13 protein-coding genes are annotated in these 18,454 nt (G+C 69.8%); 1 reads left to right on the plus strand and 12 read right to left on the minus strand.

The features are described 5' to 3' along the window. Positions 1-77: 77 nt before the first annotated feature. The 8 genes from NNL39_RS03470 to NNL39_RS03505 all read right to left on the minus strand — a co-directional run bounded on the left by NNL39_RS03470 (position 78) and on the right by NNL39_RS03505 (position 10,799). Positions 78-1,307, minus strand: coding sequence for a multidrug effflux MFS transporter (locus NNL39_RS03470; RefSeq protein ID WP_255160314.1), 1,230 nt, complete (start codon positions 1,305-1,307; stop codon positions 78-80). A 169-nt stretch (positions 1,308-1,476) separates the two neighbouring features. Then, positions 1,477-2,703 (minus strand): multiple monosaccharide ABC transporter permease, encoded by a 1,227-nt coding sequence (gene mmsB / locus NNL39_RS03475; protein WP_255160315.1) that lies wholly within the window; start codon positions 2,701-2,703, stop codon positions 1,477-1,479. Further along, on the minus strand, positions 2,703-4,232 hold the full coding sequence (gene mmsA / locus NNL39_RS03480; protein WP_255160316.1) for a multiple monosaccharide ABC transporter ATP-binding protein: 1,530 nt from the start codon (positions 4,230-4,232) through the stop codon (positions 2,703-2,705). The genes mmsB and mmsA overlap by 1 nt, the downstream gene beginning before the upstream one ends. A gap of 109 nt (positions 4,233-4,341) precedes the next feature. Continuing rightward, entirely contained in the window at positions 4,342-5,415 is a 1,074-nt protein-coding gene (chvE, locus tag NNL39_RS03485; RefSeq protein WP_255160877.1) for a multiple monosaccharide ABC transporter substrate-binding protein, read from the minus strand. A 152-nt stretch (positions 5,416-5,567) separates the two neighbouring features. Next, a complete protein-coding gene (gene araA, locus NNL39_RS03490; RefSeq protein WP_255160317.1) occupies positions 5,568-7,088 on the minus strand; it encodes an L-arabinose isomerase in 1,521 nt (506 codons plus the stop codon). Then, positions 7,085-8,701, minus strand: coding sequence for a xylulokinase (locus tag NNL39_RS03495; protein WP_255160318.1), 1,617 nt, complete (start codon positions 8,699-8,701; stop codon positions 7,085-7,087). The genes araA and NNL39_RS03495 overlap by 4 nt, the downstream gene beginning before the upstream one ends. After that, positions 8,698-9,408 (minus strand): L-ribulose-5-phosphate 4-epimerase, encoded by a 711-nt coding sequence (locus NNL39_RS03500; protein WP_255160319.1) that lies wholly within the window; start codon positions 9,406-9,408, stop codon positions 8,698-8,700. Before NNL39_RS03500 ends, NNL39_RS03495 begins: the two co-directional genes overlap by 4 nt. A gap of 356 nt (positions 9,409-9,764) precedes the next feature. Continuing rightward, positions 9,765-10,799 (minus strand): LacI family DNA-binding transcriptional regulator, encoded by a 1,035-nt coding sequence (locus NNL39_RS03505; RefSeq protein ID WP_255160320.1) that lies wholly within the window; start codon positions 10,797-10,799, stop codon positions 9,765-9,767. Between the two features lie 148 nt (positions 10,800-10,947). On the opposite strand from NNL39_RS03505, the gene NNL39_RS03510 reads away from it, so the two are divergent. Then, a complete protein-coding gene (locus NNL39_RS03510; RefSeq protein ID WP_255160321.1) occupies positions 10,948-12,060 on the plus strand; it encodes a baeRF11 domain-containing protein in 1,113 nt (370 codons plus the stop codon). 16 nt (positions 12,061-12,076) lie between these two features. Here NNL39_RS03510 and NNL39_RS03515 read toward each other — a convergent pair whose 3' ends face one another. From NNL39_RS03515 to NNL39_RS03530, 4 genes are all read right to left on the minus strand, one after another. Continuing rightward, positions 12,077-13,261 carry a cystathionine gamma-synthase gene (locus NNL39_RS03515; protein ID WP_255160322.1) on the minus strand — a complete coding sequence of 395 codons (1,185 nt, stop codon included), beginning with the start codon at positions 13,259-13,261 and terminating at the stop codon, positions 12,077-12,079. Then, entirely contained in the window at positions 13,258-14,652 is a 1,395-nt protein-coding gene (locus tag NNL39_RS03520) for a cystathionine beta-synthase (protein ID WP_255160323.1), read from the minus strand. Before NNL39_RS03520 ends, NNL39_RS03515 begins: the two co-directional genes overlap by 4 nt. 72 nt (positions 14,653-14,724) lie before the next feature. Beyond that, entirely contained in the window at positions 14,725-16,161 is a 1,437-nt protein-coding gene (locus tag NNL39_RS03525; protein ID WP_255160324.1) for a mechanosensitive ion channel domain-containing protein, read from the minus strand. Further along, positions 16,158-18,347, minus strand: coding sequence for an adenylate/guanylate cyclase domain-containing protein (locus tag NNL39_RS03530; protein ID WP_255160325.1), 2,190 nt, complete (start codon positions 18,345-18,347; stop codon positions 16,158-16,160). The genes NNL39_RS03525 and NNL39_RS03530 overlap by 4 nt, the downstream gene beginning before the upstream one ends. Positions 18,348-18,454 lie beyond the last annotated feature (107 nt).

The following is an 18,454-nucleotide window of genomic DNA, read 5'->3' on the forward strand; positions in this document are numbered from 1 at the left end:
TCCATATGGACAACAATTGCGCCAGACCCCTCTTCCGCGACGGGATGCGCGCACCCCGCTCGACCGCCGCCCGGGTGTCAGCGCTCGAGCGCGGGCACCGTGCGCGGCCGCACGATGAGCCAGAGGCTCGCGATCGACACCACCGAGGTCGCCGCCATGACCGCGCCCATGGGCACGGCGTTCGCGATGCCGAACAGTCCGACGATCGGCGAGAGCAGGCCCGCGAGCCCGAAGTTCATGGCCCCGAGCAGCGAGGCCGCGGTGCCGGCCTCCTTGCCGTGATTGGCGAGCGCGAGCGCCTGCACCATGGGGAAGCCGAACCCGCACGCCGTGATGAAGAACCACAGCGGCACGACCGTGCCCCAGAAGCCCGCGTCGGCGAGGTCGAGCACGATGATCGCCACCGAGCTACCCAGCAGCACGAGGGTCGAGACGCTGAGGATCCACTGCGGCGGGATGCGCTTCGCGAGTCGCGAGCTGATCTGCACCCCCGCGACCACGCCGATCGAGTTCATCGCGAACAGCAGTCCGTACCCCTGCGGGTCGAGGCCGTACACCTCCTGGAAGAGGAACGGCGAGGCCGAGAGGTAGGCGAAGAGGCCCGAGAACGACATGCCGCCGATGATCGCCACGCCGACGAACACGCGGTCGCCGAACAGCACCCGGTACCGGTCGCGAATGGTCGCGTGGCCCTTGTCGACGCGCCGAGCGGGCGGCAGGGTCTCGACGATCAGCAGGCTCGCGGCGATGACGATAATGACACCGTAGGCGGCCAGCACGACGAAGAGTCCGCGCCAGGGCATGATGAGCAGCAGCTGCGAGCCGATGACGGGCGCGAGGATGGGCGCGAGGCCGTTGACGAGCGAGAGCCGCGAGAGCATGCGCACGAGCGGGTAGCCGCCGAACAGGTCGCGCACGGTCGCCATCGCGACGACGCCGCCCGCCGCGGCACCGAAGCCCTGCAGCACGCGGAAGGCCATGAGCCAGGTGATGTCAGGGGCGAGCGCGACGCCGAGGCTCGCGAGCACGTGCAGGCTCGTCGCGAGGATGAGCGGCAGGCGCCGGCCGACCGCGTCGCTCCAGGGGCCGACGAGCAGCTGGCCGAACGCGAAGCCGATCGTCGTCGCCGTGAGGGTCAGCTGGATGGCCGCGGTCGAGACCCCGAGGTCGGCCTCGACCTGCGGGAAGGCCGGCAGGTAGAGGTCGATCGTGAAGGGGCCGAGCGCCGTGAGGGCACCGAGCACGATCACGTAGACGGCGCGCTGGCGGCGGGTGAGCGAGTCTCCGGGGTGAACGACCGTCGACACGCAGCAGCCTCCCAGGGGCTCGAGCAGGGGTGAGGGGCGGATTCGCCCGCATCAGTCTAGGACGCGGGAGGGCCGGAGTCGAATCGATTCGAGCCTCCGGAGAGCATCCGGAGACAGCGACGCGCCCCGCGGCACAGGGCCACGGGGCGCGTCGACGAGCGAGTGCCGATCAGCGACCGGTGCCGCCTCCGGCCCGACGCTTGTTGTAGACGTCGAAGGCCACGGCGAGCAGCAGCACGAGGCCCTTGACGGCCTGCTGCCACTCGATGCCGATGCCCATGATCGACATGCCGTTGTTGAGCACACCGATGATGAGGCCACCGATGATGGCGCCGGAGATCGTGCCGATACCGCCCTGCACGGCCGCGCCGCCGATGAAGGCCGCCGAGATGGCCTCGAGCTCGAAGCCGTCGCCCGCCTTCGGGCCGGCCAGGTTGAGGCGCGCCGTGAACACGAGGCCCGCGAGCGCCGCCAGGATGCCCATGTTGACGAACAGCCAGAAGTCCACCGACTTCGTCTTGACGCCCGAGAGCTCGGCCGCGTGGCGGTTGCCGCCGATCGCGTAGATGTGACGGCCGAACACCGTGCGGTTCGCGACGATGCCGTAGATCATGACGAGCACGGCGAGCACGATGAGCGTGACGGGGATGCCCTTGAACGAGGCGAGCGCGTAGGTGAAGGCGCCGACGCCGATCGCGACGAAGGCCATCTTCGCGATGAACCACACGGTCGGGTCGACGGCCTGGCCGTACTTCTTGCGACCGTTGCGCGTGCGCACCTGCTGCACGACGAGCGCGATGATCGCGAGGGCGCCCACCGCGAGCGTGAAGAAGTCGATCGTCGCATCGGGCCCCGCGAACGAGATGAATCCGTTGCCCAGCGCTCGGTACTCCTCCGGGAACGACCCGATGTTCGAGTTGCCGAGCGTGATGAGCGCGAGCCCGCGGAAGATGAGCATGCCCGCCAAGGTGACGATGAACGCGGGTATGCCCACATAGGCGATCCAGAAGCCCTGCCAGGCTCCCACCACCGCCCCGATGACGAGGGCGCCGATGATGGCGAGCCACCACGGGAATCCGGCATCCCGAATCAGCACGCCCGAGAACGCCCCGATGAAGGCCGCGATCGAGCCGACCGAGAGGTCGATGTGGCCGGCGACGATCACGAGCACCATGCCGATCGCGAGGATCAGGATGTACCCGTTCTGCACGATCAGGTTCGAGATGTTCTGCGGACGCAGCAGGATGCCGTTGGTCGTGATCGAGAACAGCACGACCACGGCGATGAGCGCGAGGAAGATGCCGTTCTTGCCGAGGTCGCTCACGATGTGCGAGAGCGTCGAGGGGAGCTTGATGCCCGACGACGATGCCGGGCTCTTGGTAGCGGTGTCAGACATTAGCGCTGCTTCTCCAGGGTCATGAGCTTGAGGAGGGCTTCGGGGGTGGCGTCGGCCACGGGCATCTGGCCCGTGATCCGGCCCTCGGAGAGGGCGTAGATGCGATCGCAGATGCCCAGCAGTTCGGGCAGCTCGGAGGAGATGACGATGATCGCCTTCCCCTCGCTCGCGAGTCGGTTGATGATCGTGTAGATCTCGTACTTGGCACCGACATCGATGCCGCGCGTGGGCTCATCGAGGATGAGCACCTCGGGATCCGAGTAGATCCACTTCGAGAGCACCACCTTCTGCTGGTTGCCGCCCGACAGCTGCCCGGTGCGCTGCAGCACCGTCGGGCTCTTGATGTTCATGCTCTGGCGGTACTCGTTCGCGACCTTGTACTCCTCGTTGTCGTTCACGAGGCCGAAGCTCACGAGCTTGCGCAGCGATGCCATCGAGATGTTGCGCTTGATGTCTTCGATGAGGTTGAGGCCGTACATCTTGCGGTCTTCGGTCGCGTACGCGATGCCGTTCTGGATCGCCTCGTCGACCGTGCGCGTCTTGATCTCCTTGCCGCGCTTGTAGACCTTGCCCGAGATGCGGCTGCCGTAGCTGTGGCCGAACAGGCTCATCGCGAACTCGGTGCGCCCGGCGCCCATGAGGCCGGCGATGCCGACGATCTCTCCCGCGTGCACCGAGAGGTCGACGTTGTCGACCATGACGCGCGACGAGTCCTGCGGGTGGTGGGCCGTCCAGCCCTCGACCCGCAGCACCTCCTCGCCGATGTGCGGGGTGTGGTCGGGGTAGCGGTGCTCGAGATCGCGGCCGACCATGCCCTTGATGATGCGGTCTTCCGACACGTCCTTGTGCTGGATGGTCTCGATCGTCTTGCCGTCGCGGATCACCGTGACCGAGTCGGCGATCTTCTTAATCTCGTTGAGCTTGTGGCTGATGATGATCGACGTGATGCCCTGCCCCTTGAGGTGCAGGATCAGGTCGAGCAGGTGGTCGCTGTCGCTGTCGTTGAGCGCGGCGGTGGGCTCGTCGAGGATGAGGAGCTTGACCTCTTTCGAGAGCGCCTTCGCGATCTCGACGAGCTGCTGCTTGCCGACGCCGATGTCGAGGATGCGCGTGACCGGGTCCTCATCGAGGCCGACACGGGCCAGCAGCTTCTTGGCCTCCTGGTTCGTGCGGTTCCAGTCGATGAGGCCGAGCGGACCCTTGACCTCGTTGTTGAGGAAGATGTTCTCGGCGATCGAGAGGTAGGGGCTCAGCGCGAGCTCCTGGTGGATGATGACGATGCCCTTGGCCTCGCTGTCACGGATGTCTTTGAACTCGACCGTCTCGTTCTCGAAGACGATGTCGCCCTCGTAGGTGCCGTGCGGGTAGACCCCCGAGAGCACCTTCATGAGGGTGGATTTTCCGGCGCCGTTCTCGCCGCAGATGGCGTGCACTTCACCGCGCGCCACCTCGAGGGTGACGTCGGAGAGGGCCTTGACACCCGGGAAGGTCTTCGTGATCGACCGCATCTCGAGGATGTTCTGGGTCACGTGCTGCCTCTTCCTTACGTCGTTGGGGGGAGAGCCGGTGGTGGGGAGCCTAGTGCGACTCCCCACCACCGACCAGATGCAACTGCTGGTGCTGGATGAACCGGTCTCGTTAGAGGCCGAGCTCCTCAGCGGTCCAGTAGCCGGTGTCGACGAGCGCCGACTCCACGTTGTCCGCGACGACCGGCACCGGGCCGAGCAGGAACGACGGCACGATCTTCACGCCGTTGTCGTACGTCTCGGTGTCGTTGATCTCGGGCTCGCCGCCCTCGAGCAGCGCGGCGGCCATACCAGCGGCCACCTTCGCGAGCTCGCGCGTGTCCTTGAAGATCGTCGCGAACTGCTCACCCGAGAGGATCGCCTTGACCGAGTCGACCTCGGCGTCCTGGCCCGAGATGATCGGGAAGTCGACACCCACCGCGTAGCCGGCGTCGGTCAGGGCCGAGATGATGCCACGGCTCAGGCCGTCGTAGGGCGACAGGACGGCGTTGACCTTCGTGCCGTCCGAGTAGTTCGCCGTGAGGAGGTCCTCCATGCGGCTCTGGGCGACTTCGCCGTCCCAGCGCAGCGTGGCGGCCTGCTCGATGTCGGTCTGACCCGACTTGACGACGAGCGTTCCGTCATCGATCAGCGGCTGGAGGACATCCATGGCGCCGTTGAAGAAGAAGAACGCGTTGTTGTCGTCGAGCGAGCCGGCGAACAGCTCGATGTTGAACGGACCGGCCGGCGCGTCGGGGAGCGCGTTGCCCTCGAGGTCGGTGAGGCCGAGACCGTTGAGCACCGTCCACGCCTGCTGCTGGCCCACGAGGAAGTTGTCGAACGTCGCGTAGTAGTTGACGTTCTCCGAGTCGCGGATCAGGCGGTCGTAGGCGATGACGGGGATGTCGCCGTCGGCAGCGGTCTGCAGCACCTCGGTGAGGGTGGTGCCGTCGATCGCGGCGATGATCAGGGCCTCAGCGCCCTTGGTGATCATGTTCTCGACCTGCGAGACCTGGGTGGGAATGTCGTCCTCGGCGAACTGCAGGTCGACCGTGTAGCCGGCCGCCTCGAGCTCGGCCACGAGGGCGTCGCCGTCCGCGATCCAGCGCTCCGACGAGCGGGTGGGCATGGCGACGCCGATGAGGCCTCCGCCTTCGCCTTCGCCCTCGGCAGCCGGGGCCGAGCAGGCGGCGAGACCGAAGGTCATCGCGCCGATGGCCACGGCGGAGAGAAGAACGTTCTTCTTCACTGTGTGTCCTTTCATAGGGGATGTGGTGGTGCTGTGGTTCTCGCCTCATCCGCGAGTCGAGAGCCGTTCCCGGGGCGGGCCCCGGGAGGTCTAGGTGATGGACGCCGCGCTCACAGCGACTGCGCCAATCGGTAGTAGGCGGCGTTCGTGCGCACATCGCGCGCGAACCCCTCGAGCGTGGTGCTCTCGTCGATGACGAGCAGCTCGACGGCGGCCATCTGCGCGAAGTCCCGGAAGACGTCGACACCCACTTGCGTGGACATGACCGTGTGATGGGCGGCCCCCGCCGTCAGCCAGGCTGCGGCGGAAGTGCTGAAATCGGGCGCGGGCTTCCACACCGCGTGGCCGACAGGAAGGTGGGGCATCGGTGCCGGGAGGGCGACGTTCTCGACGACGTTCGCCACGAGGCGGAACCGATCGCGCATGTCGCTCAGCGCGACGACGACCGCCGGGCCCGCGTCGGCCGTGAAGACCAGCCGCACGGGGTCGTCCTTGCCGCCGATGCCGAGCGGGTGCACCTCAAGGCGAGCTCTCCCGGCCGTGAGCGAGGGGCTCACCTCAAGCATGTGCGCGCCGAGGATGAGCTCGTTGCCGGGCTCGAGGTGGTAGGTGTAGTCCTCCATGAGGGATGCGCCACCGGGCAGCCCTGCTCCCATCACGGCGGCCGCGCGCACGAGCACCGCGGTCTTCCAGTCGCCCTCGGCGCCGAAGCCGTAGCCGTCGGCCATGAGACGCTGCACGGCGAGGCCCGGCAGCTGCTGCAGGTCGGCGAGGTCCTCGAACGAGGTGGTGAAGGCAGAGAATCCGCCGTCTTCGAGGAACCCGCGCAGCCCGAGCTCGATCGCGGCACCGTAGCGCAGCGAGTCGTGCCGTGCGGCACCGGGGTGCAGCTCGGCCGCGACGTCGTAGAGGTCGAGGTACTCGGCCACGAGCGCGTCGATCTCGGCATCGCCGACGGCGTGCACGGCGTCGGCGAGCTCGGTGACGCCCCACGTGTTGACCTGCACGCCGAACCGCAGCTCGGCCTCGGTCTTGTCGCCCTCGGTCACGGCGACGTAGCGCATGTTGTCGCCGAAGCGGGCGAGCTTCAGCTCGTGCATGGCGTGCCAGCCGGCGGCGGCACGGGCCCAGACGGCCACACGGTCGGTGACGGCGGGGTTCGAGATGTGGCCGACGACGGTCGTGCGCGCCACGCCGAGGCGCGAGACGATGTAGCCGAACTCGCGGTCGCCGTGCGCGGCCTGGTTGAGGTTCATGAAGTCGAAGTCGATGCTCGCGAACGGCAGCTCGACGTTGGCCTGCGTGTGCAGGTGCAGCAGGGGCTTCTGCAGCGCGTCGAGGCCGGCGATCCACATCTTGGCCGGGCTGAAGGTGTGCATCCACGCGATGACGCCGATGACGTTGTCGGCGGCGTTCGCCTCCTGCATGACGCGCTTGATGCTGGCGCTGTCGACCAGGGTCGGCTTCCAGACGATCGTGACCGGGATGCTCGACGCGGCCTGGAGGCCGGCGACGACCTGCTGCGACTGCTCGGCGACCTGGCGCAGCGTCTCGTCGCCGTAGAGGTTCTGGCTCCCGGTGAGGAACCAGACCTCGTAGGTCGAGAGATCGGGAACGATGCTGCGGGTCACGAGACGGCTCCTTGGAGTGCGGTGAGGGGCAGGGCGTCGACGGCGCGGCGCTCGATCGCGAGGCCGGACTCGTAGGCCTCGAGGTAGGACGTGAAGCCGACGACATCGGCAGGGTCGGGTGTCACGACGGTCATGTCGGTGCCGCCGAAGACGTCGCGGTCGAGGAAGGCGGCGAGGTCGCCGCCGCCCGACGCGGTGAACGATGCGAGCACGGCGATGCCCCAGGCCCCGCCCTCGGACGCGCTCTCGGCGACGCCCACGGGAGCGTCGAGCGCCGCGGCGAGGAACCGCTGAGCGACACCCGCGGTGCGGAAGAGTCCCCCGTGCGCCTGCATGCGGTCGATGCGGACGCCCGGCTCGTCGCGCAGTGCGCGCATGCCGAGGCTCAGCGTCGCGAAGACGCCGTAGACCTGCGCGCGCATGGTGTTGGCGAGCGTGAGATCGCTCTCAGGCGTGCGAACCACGAGCGGGCGGCCTTCGGCGAGCTGGGCGATGGGCTCACCCGAAATCTGGTTGTAGGCCAGTACGCCGCCGGCGTCAGCCGCGCCGTCGAGGGCCTCGGCGAGCAGCAGGCGATACGCCTCGTCGGCATCGAGCGGCGCGCCCGCCAGCTCGGCGAAGCGGCGGAAGACGCCGACCCATGCCGCGAGCTCGCTCGTGCCGTTGTTGCAGTGCACCATCGCGACCGGGTGGCCGACCGGCGTCGCGACGACGTCGAGTTCTGGGTGCACGTGCTCGAGCGGCCGGTCGAGCACGACCATGGCGAAGATGCTCGTGCCGGCGCTGACGTTGCCGGTGCCGGGGGCCACCGCGTTCGTCGCGACCATGCCGGTTCCCGCGTCGCCTTCCGGCGGGCAGAACACGGCACCGGGCCGGAGAGCCCCCGTCGGGTCGAGCAGCGCTGCACCCTCGGCGGTGAGCGTGCCAGCGGTGGCCCCCGCGGGGAGGATCGAGGGCAGCAGATCGCGCAGCGGACCCGCGAGCGCCGCGTCGGCGATGAGGGCGTCGTACTGGGCGAGCATTGTGGCGTCGTAGTCGGCGCCCTCGGCGCCGATCGGGAACATTCCGGAGGCGTCACCGATGCCGAGCACGCGCTCCCCCGTGAGTCGCCAGTGCACATAGCCTGCGAGGGTCGTGGTGAAGCGCACGCGGGCGACGTGCGGCTCGCCGTTCAGCACAGCCTGGTGCAGGTGCGCGATCGACCAGCGAAGCGGGATGGTCACGCCGAAGAGCTCGGAGAGCTCGGTTGCGGCTCGACCCGTGCTCGTGTTGCGCCAGGTGCGGAAGGGAACGAGCAGCTCGTCGGTGTCGTCGAATGCCAGGTACCCGTGCATCATGGCGGAGACGCCGATCGCCGCCACGGTCGTGAGCTCGGCGCCGTGGCGCTCTCGCACGTCGGCGACGAGCGCGCTGTAGGCCCGCTGCAGCCCCTCGTGCACGTCCTCGAGCGAGTACGTCCACACACCATCGACGAGCTGGTTCTGCCACTCGTACGATCCGGTCGCGAGCACCTCGGCCGGGTGCTCGCCGACCAGGCACGCCTTGATGCGGGTCGAGCCGAGCTCGATGCCGAGCACGGCGCGCCCCTCGGCGATGACGGCGGCCGCGCTCATTGCGCACCTGCCGCGGGCTGCTGGCCGTACACGTTCTGGTAGCGCTCGAAGAGCGCGTCGATCGCCTCGGGTGCGATCGGAACGAGCGCACCGCCCTGGCGCGCGATGTGCACCGTGCGGGCGACGTCCTCGAGCATGACGGCGGCCTTGACGGCGTCGCGGGCATCGCGCCCGATCGTGAACGGGCCGTGGTTGCGCATGAGGACCGCGCGCGAGCGGTGGCCCGCGAGGGTCTCGACGATGCCGCGACCGATCGAGTCGTCGCCGATGATCGCGAAGGGACCGACGGGGATCTCGCCGCCGAACTCGTCGGCCATCGCCGTGATGACGCACGGGATCGCCTCGGCGCGCGCGGCCCAGGCCGTGGCGTAGGTCGAGTGCGTGTGCACGACGCCACCCACCTCGGGCATGTTCCGGTAGACGTAGGCGTGCGCCGCGGTGTCGCTCGACGGGCTGCGGTCGCTGCCGGGGGTGTCGGGCACGACATCGCCGTCGAGCGTGCAGAGAATCAAGCTCGAGGGGTCGAGATCGTGGTAGCCGACGCCGCTGGGCTTGATGACGAACAGGTCGGCGCCCGGCACGCGGCCCGAGATGTTGCCGCCCGTCCATACGACGAGTCCGTAGCGCACGAGCTCAGCGTGCAGCGCCGCGACGTCGTCGCGCACGCGAGCGATGGCGACCTGCACCTCGGGGCTCAGCGTGCTCACGGGACTCCATCGTCACGGCGGCGACGGAAGGCCCGGCGCCGGGGTAGTTCGGGGGTGGATGCCGGTGCTCGACCGGCGGGACGTCAATGCGGCGGTTTTGTGACCGTTCACATCGCGTGATGGACATCTAACGGCGAAACGGTCACATCTGTCAACTGGACGACGAGGCGAAACGGTCACAAGTCGATAACAACAGCACCGGGCGCACGGGCGACGGGCGACGGATCAGCGGTCAGGACCCTGCAGCGGTCAAGACCGGCGGGACCGCGGCAGCAGTCAGCGCCGGCGGGACCGCGGCAGCAGTCAGCGCCGGCGGGACCGCGGCAGCAGTCAGCGCCGGCGGGCCCGGGCAGCGGTCAGGACCGGCGGGCGGTCGACTCTCGCACGATGAGCTCGGGCTTGACCGGGTCGTGGTCCATGCCCGTCTCGCCGCGCAGCTCGCCCAGGAGCAGGGCGACGGCCCGGCGGCCGATCTCGGCGAAGTTCTGCCGCACGGTGGTGAGGGGCGGGGCGTAGTGCGCCGACTCGGGGATGTCGTCGAATCCGACGATCGAGATGTCTCCGGGGATGCTGAGGCCGGACTCCCGACACGCGTGCATGAACCCCAGCGCCATCTGGTCGTTGCCGACGAAGACCGCGGTGAAGTCGCGGTAGCGCAGCAGCTCGAGCCCCGCGTAGTAGCCGAACGAGGCGGTCCAGTCGCCGAGGATCGGGGCGCGTGTGCGCAGGTCGGCGTCGCCGAGCTCGCGCAAGAATCCCTGCATGCGGGCTTCCGCCTCGATCCAGTCCTGCGGCCCCGAGATGTGCATGATCTCGGTGTGCCCGAGGTCGATCAGGTGCTTCGTGGCCATGCGGGCGCCCATGACCTGGTCGACCCAGAGCGAGTGCGAGGTGTTGAGGCCCGTGGCCTCGAGGGTCACGAAGGGCACGCCCACCTGCAGGTCGTTGATCGCCTCAAACACCCGCACCTGCGGGGCGATGACGATGAGCGCCTCGATCGACTGGCTCATGAGGTAGTCGAGGCCGCTCTTGATCGAGGCGTACTCGGTCGAGCTGATGTTCGTGATCGAGAGCCGGTAGCCGGCCTCGCGCGCCGCGGTCTCGATGGCCTGGATGCTCGTCTGCGGTCCGTAGTGCACCGTCTGCGCCGTCAGCACGCCGATCGTGCGCGAGCGGCTCGTGACGAGCGCGCGCGCGGCCTGATTCGGACGGTAGCCGAGCTCGTCGATCGCGTCGCGCACGCGCTGCAGCGTCTCGGGCCGGATGCTCGGGCTGTCGTTGAGCACGCGCGAGACCGTCTGATACGACACTCCGGCGACGCGGGCGACGTCACGGATGTTCGGCGCGCGTACCCGCTCCGGCTCAGCCGGGCGATCCGTCTCCGTCGTCATCGTCGTCCGTTCGGGTCGCGATGTGTACGTTCACATCGGCGCTTTCCATTATGCACGGCGGCCCCCCACCCTGCCGCAACCCCTGCCGACTAGACTCCCGGCACCGAGCAGGGTCGCTCGGTCCCGCCCACCAGCGAGAGGTACTGCGATGCTCCACACCGACATCCCCACCGAATCCGAGCTGCGGGCGATCGCCGCCGTTCGGTCCGTGCACTGCATCACCATCGTGCTGCCGACCGGCACGCTCTCGGCAGACGCTGAGCGAGCCCGCATCGAGCTCGGCAATCACCTCGACGCGGCCGTCGCGCAACTCGAGGCGGTGGGGGCGGATGCTGCGGACATCGAGGGAGTTCGCGAGGGCATCCTGAACCTCATCGACGACAGCTTCTTCTGGACCTACCAGTCGCAGAGCCTCGTGGTCTTCGCCACCCCGGAGCGCGTGGTCACCTACCGCGTCCCGAACCTGCTGACGGCCGAGGTGCAGGTCTCCGACCGGTTCCACCTCAAGCCGCTGCTGCGCGCCGTGAGCTTCCCGCACGCGGCGTTCGTGCTCGCGGCCTCGCAAAACGCCGTGCGCCTCGTCGAGGTGACGATCGACGGCTCGGCCGATGAGATCGAGCTCGCCGACCTCCCGTCCGACTCCTCGCGCATCTTCGCGACCCGGGGCAACAACGGCTCCGCGCGCTTGATCGGCGCGGAGGGCGACAAGGTGCTGCTCGGTCACTACGCACGGCAGATCGACGACGCCATCCGCCCGGTGCTCGCGGCCCAGCATGTGCCGCTCATCATCGCCGCCGCCGAGCCGCTCGCGAGCATCCTGCGCGCCACCTCGCGATACGACGCGCTCGCCCCCGACATCATCCGAGGCAACGCCGAGACGATGAGCGCCGACGAGCTGGCCGCCGCCGCCCGGCCGATCCTCGATGCCCTGTACGCCGACGAGGTCGCCGCGCTCGCCGCACGCCTGACCGAGGCCATCGCGACGGGCTCCGGGTCTGCCGACCTCAGCGACCTCGCGCGCGCGGCGACGTACGGAGCCCTGAGCACGCTCATGGTCGACATCGACCGCACGGTCTCAGGCTTCATCGACGAGCACTCCGGAGCGCTGACCCTCTCGCAGGACGAGGACGCCGTCGACTACGGCGTCGTCGATGAGATCGCGCGCAGGGCGCTGCTCACGGGGGCGCGCGTCGTCGCCGTTCGCGAGAGCGAGATGCCGGGCGGAGCGGTCGCCGCCGGCATCATGCGCTTCCCCGTCTAGGGCAGCACGCGCTCGGCTAGAGCGCGGCGAGCGACTGGCGCACGTCGGCGAGCAGGTCGTCGACGTCTTCGATGCCGACCGAGAGCCGGATGATCGCGTCGCTCACCTCGAGCTCGGTGCCGCGCACCGAGGCGTGCGTCATCTCGCTCGGGTAGTTGACGAGCGACTCGACGCCGCCGAGCGACTCCGCGAGGCTGAAGACGCGCAGACCCTCGGCGAAGGCGCGCGCGGCGGCAGCGCCGCCCGCGAGCTCGAGCGAGAGCATGCCGCCGAAGCCGCGCATCTGGCGCGCGGCGAGCTCGTGCCCGGGGTGCTCCGGCAGGCCCGGGTAGTAGACGCGCGTGACGGCGGCGTGGCCGACGACGGCCTCGGCGATCGCCTGGGCGTTGGCCGAGTGGCGGTCCATGCGCACCGCGAGGGTCTTGATGCCGCGCGTCGTGAGCCACGCATCCATGGGGCCCGAGACGGCGCCCGCGGCGAACTGGTGGAACTGCACCTGCTCGGCGAGCTCGAGGTCGTTCGTGACGACGGCCCCGCCGAGCACGTCGGAGTGCCCGCCGAGGTACTTCGTCGTCGAGTGCACGACGACGTCGGCGCCGAGCACGAGCGGCTGCTGCAGGTACGGGGTCGCGAAGGTGTTGTCGACGACCACGAGCGCGCCGACCGCGTGCGCGAGCTCGGCGAGCGCGGTGATGTCGGTGATCTTCATGAGCGGGTTGCTCGGGGTCTCGAGCCACAGCACTCGCGGCCTCAGCGTCTCGAGCGCCTCACGCGTCGCGTCGAGATCGCTGAGCTCGATCGTCGTGAGGCCGACCTGCCAGCGCCCGAAGATGCGGCGCACGAGGCGGTGCGTGCCGCCGTAGACGTCGTTGCCCATGAGCACGTGATCGCCGGGGCTCAACACGGCGCGCAGCAACGCGTCTTCTGCCGCGAGGCCCGAGGCGAAGCTGAAGGCGCGGGCCCCCGACTCGAGCGACGCCAGCTGGTCCTGCAGCGCATCGCGCGTGGGGTTGCCGCCGCGCGCGTACTCGTAGCCGCCGCGCAGGTCGCCGATGGCGCGCTGCACGAACGTCGAGGTCAGGTAGACGGGGGGCGTGACGGCGCCCGTCGTCGGGTCGAAGGCCTGGCCGGCGTGAATGGCGCGCGTCGCGAAGCCCTGCAGGATGTGGGGGTCGGTCGGCGCAGGGTCGTGCTCGGTCATGCTGCTCCTCCCGCGAGTGCGGCAATCAGGTCGGTGCGGTGCAGCAGCCCGATCGGGTTGCCGCCGTCGAGCACGAGCAGGGTCTCGGGATGCCGTCCGCCGGCTCCCCGCTCGCCGAAGCGCTCCCCCGCGGCCTCGAGGCTCTCGTGGGCGCCGACGAGCGGCATGCCCGGCCCCATCGCCGAGGTGACCGGATCGGCCGGGGTCACGGCGCCCGTCGCGAGCGCGCGCAGCAGGGTCGCGGCGTCGACCGCCCCGAGCACCTCGCCGAGCACGACGGGCGGCTCGGCGGCGACGACGGGCAGGGCCCCTCCGTGCTGCTCGAGCGCGGCGACGGCGTCGGCCACGGTGTGCTCGCGCCGCAGGTGCGCGAGCGGGCGGGCCGGGGCGCCGAGCAGGTGCGCCACGGTCGGCGAGCCCGTGGGGCGCGTGAAGCCGTGGCGGCGCATCCAGCCGTCGTTGAAGATCTTGCCGAGGTAGCCGCGCCCGCCATCGGGCAGCAGCACGACGACGACGTCGTCGGGGCCGAGCTCGCGCGCGACCTCGAGCGCACCGACGGCGGCCATGCCGCACGAGCCGCCGACGAGCAGGCCCTCCTCGCGCGCGAGGCGCAGGGTCATGTCGAACGACTGCTGGTCGCTCACCGCGACGATGCGGTCGGTCACGGCGGGGTCGTAGGCGGCGGGCCAGAAGTCTTCTCCCACACCCTCGACGAGGTACGGCTGGCCGGAGCCGCCGGAGTAGACGCTGCCGACCGGGTCGACGCCGACGATCTGCACGCGGCCGCTCGCGCGGTCGGCACTGATGTCGCGCAGGTAGCGGCCCGTGCCGGTGATGGTGCCGCCCGTGCCGACGCCCGCGACGAAGTGCGTGATGCGGCCCTCGGTGTCGCGCCAGATCTCGGGACCGGTCGACTCGTAGTGGCTGAGCGGGCCGTTGGGGTTGGCGTACTGGTTGGGCTTGAAGGCGCCGGGGATCTCGCGGGCGAGGCGGTCGGAGACGCTGTAGTACGACTCCGGATCCTCCGGCGCGACCGCCGTGGGGGTCACGACGATCTCGGCGCCATAGGCGGTGAGCACGTTGCGCTTGTCTTCGCCCACCTTGTCAGGCAGCACGAAGACGCACTTGTAGCCGCGCTGCTGCGCGACGAGCGCGAGGCCCACGCCCGTGTTGCCGCTCGTGGGCTCGACGATCGTGCCGCCGGGCTTCAGCAGGCCCTCGCGCTCGGCGGCATCGATGATGCGCGTCGCGATGCGGTCTTTCGACGAGCCGCCCGGGTTGAGGTACTCGACCTTGGCAAGAACGGTGGCGGTGATGCCCTCGGTGACGCGGTTGAGGCGCACAAGGGGGGTGTCGCCGATCAGATCGACGACCGAATCGGCGTACTTCATGGGGCGAATCTATCAGCGAGCCGCCGAGTGTGACGGGCGGGCGTCGCGAGGCGGGCGCGGGATGCGCGGGGCTCAGTAGGCGATCGTGCGCTGCCCCGCCGGCATCGGCAGACCGGCCTTCGCGAACGCCGCGCTCACGAGGGTGCGGCGGTTGTCGATCTCGCGTCCGAAGTCGCGCGCGAGCTCCGGGCGCTCGTCGACGAGACGGTCGAGCAGCTCGACCGGCACGGCGAGCACGGTGACCTCGGTCGAGGCGTACACCGCGGCGTTGATGCCCTGGCGGGTGAGCGACGTGAGCCCGACGATCTCGCCGCGGGTCAGGTCGGTGACGGGCACCCGCACCCCGCCCGGTGCCTCGACGACCATGAGCGTCGAGCCGGAGTCGATGAGGCGGATGCCGTCGGGCACCTCGCCGATGTGCTGCAGCTTCTCGCCCGCAACGTAGCGCTCGATGCGCACGCGCTCGGCGTGCTGCTGCAGCTCGTCGGGCGCGCAGTAAAGCGCGGAGCAGAAGCGCGCGAGCATCGCGCGCCGCTGCTCGATCGTGTCGTACTCGACGTAGTAGTCGCGGTCGAGGTGCAGCCCGGCGCGGCGCGCGGCGTACCAGAGCCGACGACGAAACTCGCTGAGCGCCCCGTACTCCTCGCTCGGCGTCGCGACGGGGATCGTGATCTCGTAGGCGCCCGCCGCGAAGGAGTCGGCGCTGGGCGCCTCACCCTCGACGATCATCGGCAGGTCCGCCGCGACGCGCGTCATGACCCTGATGACGGCCTCGGGCGGATCCTCGATGGCGAACTGCACCATGGCGCACGCCGAATACGGTCCGTCCTTGCGCGAGAGGTTGGCGAACGAGGTGCCGGCGAGCTCGGAGTTGGGCACGATGACGACACCGCCGATGGTGCGGATGTGCACCGAGCGCCAGTTGACCTCGACGACGCGCCCGCGCACGCCGCCCACCTCGAGGTGGTCGCCGAGCTCGAAGGGCTGCTCGAAGAGCAGCAGCAGCCCCGAGAGCACCGAGCCGACCGCGTTCTGCAAGGCCAGGCCGATGACGATCGAGCCGATGCCGAGCGCCGTGAAGAGCCCGCCGACGTCGGCTTGCCACACCCAGGAGAAGAGCACGGCGATCGACACCGTGATGAGCAGGAACCGCGCGACGTCGACGAAGATCGACGGCAGCCGTTCGCGCCACGAGCCTTTGCGCGCCGTGACGAAGAGCGCCACGTTGAGGCCGTTGATGAGCACGATGATGACGAGGAACCCGAGCACGGTCGCGACGATGCGGCTCCACGACGCCTCGACCTCGGCGCCCTCTGCCTGCGCGACGAGCACGAGCAGCGCCGCGACCGGCGCCACGTAGTTGCGCAGCAGGCGAACGATGCGCACCGCGGGGCTGCCGCGCTGCGCGAGCGCCTCCTGCAGTTCGCCCAGCACGAGCAGCACGATCGGCAGACCGACGATCACGGCGATCGAGGGCCAGAACCAGCTCTCGTTCCAGATCTCGGTCACGCCGCGCTCCCGGATCCCCCGCGCGTTCCGTCCATCCGGGCGATGTCGATGCGCCAGACGCGCTCCTCGCCCTGCGCGGTCGCGATGACTCCTGCCTCGAGCAGGTGCACCGTGCCGGGGAGCGCGTCGGCGACTCGGTCAGTGAGGAAGATCCCCGACTCGCTGCGCTCCGACTGCACACGGAAGGCGAGGGTCACGGCGTCGCCCCAGAGGTCGTAGACCATGTGCGCGCGACCGACGAGCCCGCTGCTCGCCTCGCCGAGATCGAGGCCCGCGCGCAGCGAGAGAGGAACGCCCCATTGGGCGCTGAACCGGTCGACGATGCGGGTGAGCTCGATCGCGTAGTCGACGATGCGACGGGCGTTGTCGATGCGCGGCACGGTGAGCCCGCAACTGGCGAGGTACCCCTTGGTCGTCGTGCGCACATGTTCGACGCCATACGGGCCGCCCGCCTCGTCGAACTGCCGCACGAGCTCGTTGAGCGTCTCGAGCGTCGCCTCTGAGCCGCGGTGCCGGCTGAACTCTTCGAAGCCCACGATGTCGGCGTACATGACCGAGACATCGACGTGGTCCTCGGCGATCGTCTGGTCGCCATCTCGGTAGCGCTGGATGACCGGCTCGGGCATGAGCGCCCGCAGCAGCCGCTCGCTCTCGGCCCGCTGCTCGTCGAGCAGGTCGGCCTTCACCTGCAGGCTGCGGCTCATGTCGTTGAAGGCCGCCGAGACCGCGCGCAGCTCGTCGTTCGAGCCGGCGTCGACCGTGACCCCCGACTCCCCCGCCGCAATGCGCTGCGCCGCGTGCGCCAGGCGGCGCAGCGGGCTCACGAAGATGCGCGCGAGCAGCAGCGACAGCACCGAGACGACGAGCGCGAGCACCGCCGACGAGACGACGAGGTTGCGGGTGAACTCGGTGACGGGGGCGAAGGCCTCGGCGCTGTCGATCTCGGCGACGACGACCCAATCGACCCCCGGCACCTCGACGGGACCGTAGGCCGCGAGAGTCTCGCGACCGAGGTAGCTGCTCGCGATGATGGTGCCCGATTGGCCTGCCTGCGCGGCCTCGGCCGCGGGCGTGCTCACGGGCTGCAGTCCGAGCGTCGTCCCGCGCGCGACGGCGAGCTCGACCACCTCGCTCGAGGTGCCCGCGGCGAGCGCCGCCTGCGTGTAGGCCTCGGGGTCGGTCATGAGCAGGCGCGAGGGCGAGCGCATGAGGCCGTCGGGCCCAACCAGGTAGGCCTCGCCCGTATCGCCGAGGCCGCCTTGCTCGACGTCGGACCCTGCCGTCATGACGCTGCTGAGCCGCTCGACCGGCAGTTCGACGGCCATCGCCCCGATGATCTCCCCGTCGCGGCCGATGGGCGTGGCGGCCCAGCCCGCGGGAAGGTTGAGCGAGGGCGGGTACGCCTCGAAGTCGGTGAGGCTCACCTCGCCGAGCAGGTTGCTGCCGAGCGCCTCGCCGTAGGCGTCCGCGAGGGTCGAGAACCGGTAGGGCCCCGTGAGCACGTTCGTGCCGAGGTCGACGCCCTTGTAGGCGCTGTAGACGACGACGCCCCGCGCGTCGATGAGCAGCACGTCTTCGTACTCGAGCAGCTCGGTCATCGAGCGGAAGTAGTCGTGGTACTGCGCGTGCACAGCCGACCAGGCGCTGCCGTCGCCCGCGTCGTCGACGGCGATGGCCGAGGCGAAGTCCGCGTGCGGTGCCGTGTAGTGCACCTGCAGATACCGCGCGGCCGTGCTCGTCGGCACGAAGCCCGCCGCGTCGGCGCTCGAGCCCGTCGCCTCGCTCAGCGCCGGGCCGAACACCTCGTCGTAGTAGCGCAGCAGCGACTGCGACTGCGCATCGTCGAGCGGGGCCGACTCGAGCTCGGTGAACGCCTCGCTGAACGCCGTCGTGGCATCGACGACACTCTGCCCGCGCGAGTGCACGACGACGGTGCTCTCGATCGTGGTGAACAGCCGCTCGATCTCGCGCGCTCGCGAGTCGCGCACCTCGATCAGCCGGTCGAACGCGGCATCCCGCAGCGAGTCGGTCGCGTTGACGTACCCGATCACGCCCACGAGCACGTTGGAGGTCACGCTCACGGCGAGCAGCATGACGAGCACCGTCGATTGGATGCTCAGCCCGCCCCGGCGGCGACCAGCACGATGACCGCTCGGGCGGTCCCGCTCGTCCTCGGCGTGTGACATGGCTTCCTCGACAGTCGATGCCCGGAGGCGCGAGTGACCTGGTGGGTTCACAGTAGCCGCCAAGGAGGAAAAGCGGGAGGGGTCTGCGAGCCCCGCTCACAGCATCC

The organism is Microcella humidisoli (assembly GCF_024362325.1).
In the GTDB taxonomy this organism is placed as follows: Bacteria; Actinomycetota; Actinomycetes; order Actinomycetales; family Microbacteriaceae; genus Microcella; species Microcella humidisoli.

Coding starts and splice junctions, on each gene's coding strand:
- mmsB (WP_255160315.1), bottom strand. CDS start 2,703: ATGTCTGACACCGCTACCAAGAGCCCGGCATCGTCGTCGGGCATCAAG.
- chvE (WP_255160877.1), bottom strand. CDS start 5,415: ATGACCTTCGGTCTCGCCGCCTGCTCGGCCCCGGCTGCCGAGGGCGAA.
- NNL39_RS03495 (WP_255160318.1), bottom strand. CDS start 8,701: ATGAGCGCGGCCGCCGTCATCGCCGAGGGGCGCGCCGTGCTCGGCATC.
- NNL39_RS03505 (WP_255160320.1), bottom strand. CDS start 10,799: ATGACGACGGAGACGGATCGCCCGGCTGAGCCGGAGCGGGTACGCGCG.
- NNL39_RS03510 (WP_255160321.1), top strand. CDS start 10,948: ATGCTCCACACCGACATCCCCACCGAATCCGAGCTGCGGGCGATCGCC.
- NNL39_RS03515 (WP_255160322.1), bottom strand. CDS start 13,261: ATGACCGAGCACGACCCTGCGCCGACCGACCCCCACATCCTGCAGGGC.
- NNL39_RS03520 (WP_255160323.1), bottom strand. CDS start 14,652: ATGAAGTACGCCGATTCGGTCGTCGATCTGATCGGCGACACCCCCCTT.
- NNL39_RS03530 (WP_255160325.1), bottom strand. CDS start 18,347: ATGTCACACGCCGAGGACGAGCGGGACCGCCCGAGCGGTCATCGTGCT.